The 1,621-nt window shown below is 20.1% G+C and carries 3 protein-coding genes; all 3 read right to left on the bottom strand.

The genetic code is table 11. The annotated features are described in order from the left end of the window. On the bottom strand, window positions 1-402 hold a 402-nt coding region (locus GBZ86_RS15695; RefSeq protein WP_152892221.1), incomplete at its 3' end, for a hypothetical protein. A gap of 45 nt (window positions 403-447) precedes the next feature. After that, window positions 448-1,005 carry a DUF5317 family protein gene (locus tag GBZ86_RS15690; RefSeq protein WP_152892219.1) on the bottom strand — a complete coding sequence of 186 codons (558 nt, stop codon included), beginning with the start codon at window positions 1,003-1,005 and terminating at the stop codon, window positions 448-450. Between the two features lie 155 nt (window positions 1,006-1,160). Continuing rightward, window positions 1,161-1,621: TVP38/TMEM64 family protein (locus tag GBZ86_RS15685; RefSeq protein ID WP_152892217.1), on the bottom strand; the 461-nt coding region annotated here is incomplete at its 5' end.

Raw genomic sequence — 1,621 nt, 5'->3', positions numbered from 1 at the left:
TATTAAAGTAGAAGGAACTCCATATAAAATTTTTAATGTTGGATGACTGAAGATATCATTAATATTTTTATTTAAAACAAATTTAATAACACCAACATTAATTATTTCTGAAATTATTTGTATTATAAAAGTTATTATACCTGCTTTAATTGAAGTTGTTAAATCAATTTTATTAATGTAAACTGATAAAATTATAAATAAAAATAAGCTTAATATTGTATGAACTCCATAACTTATTGGTAATAATCTTATGAAGTAAACAGTAACAGCCATAATTATTACAGATATAAAATATTTCTTTTTATTTATTGGGGATTTTTTTATAGCATATGCAGCTAAAAATAACAACATACATTCAGGCATTCCCCTTACTAAGAATTCTAATTGTGTAACTTTTAACATTTTAAGTCTCCTCTAAAATTACATTTATTACAATAAATTCATTTTTCAATACCCTAATTTATTATTATTTTTATTTTGAATATTTTTTATTGTTGCATAAATAATAATAAATACATAAGCTCTTATAAGTATATCTCCAATACTCATAACACTATATCCAGTATCTATTATATCAGTAAGAAATTTAACCTTTGTATTTTCACATCCCAATATATGTATATCATTTACTTTTTGAAATGAATCTGATTTAACATAATTAGTAATATAAGATAATGTTGGAAATACAGGCATTTTACCATCATTAAATGCTATTGCTATTTTATTTAAAGCTGTTCCTAAAAAAATAAAATTTGATCCAATAATTCCTTGAATATATAGCTTATATTTAAACATAGGTATTAATAAAGAAATCATATATAAATATTTGTATATACCAGATAAATTTACAAAAATATAAATATTATTCCAAATACATAGTTGAAAAAATAAATATGTTAACTCTAAAATAAATAATGGATATAAGCTCCATTCTTTTAGTAAAGGCTTTAATTTAAATTTTTTTAATTTAGCTACTAATAAAACAAGCAATATAGTTTCTATCATAATTACTCCTCTTTATAAGTATACTCTTTTAAATTGTATTATACTAATTTTCTTCAAATATTTCTACATTTTTTTGTAATTTTTCCTAAAAATCATAATTTATTAAGATAAAATAGAATAACTATAAAAAATTTAAATTTAATGTCTTATTTCATTTAATTAATAATTTTATTTTTTCTTTTTAATGTTAAAAATACTAATAATATTGATATTAAAGTCATAATAATTTTTATAAAATTTTCATTAAAATTAATTAGATTATAACTTAGTAGTGTTTCTAATGCAATTGAAGGAATTTTACCGAAAAATGATGAAATAAAAAATACATTTAAAGATACATTACTTATGGAAGCTGCAAATGTTATTAATCCTGAGGGAATAAAAGGAATTAGTCTACACTCAAAAATTAATAGTCCTGCTTTTATTCCTTGACTTTGTGATATTTTTTTCAACATAACATTGTCAAGTTTTTCAAAATACTTTTTAAATCCTATTCTATATAAAATAAATGTTATAATTGCACCAAAACTTTCTCCCAACAAGGAAATCACAAAACCTGGAATAACTCCAAAAACTATTATATTTATTCCTGTTAAGAATATAGATGGTATTATAC

The organism is Clostridium tarantellae (assembly GCF_009295725.1).
Taxonomy (GTDB): domain Bacteria; phylum Bacillota; class Clostridia; order Clostridiales; family Clostridiaceae; genus Sarcina; species Sarcina tarantellae.
This window is presented reverse-complemented; position numbering and strand designations above follow the sequence as displayed.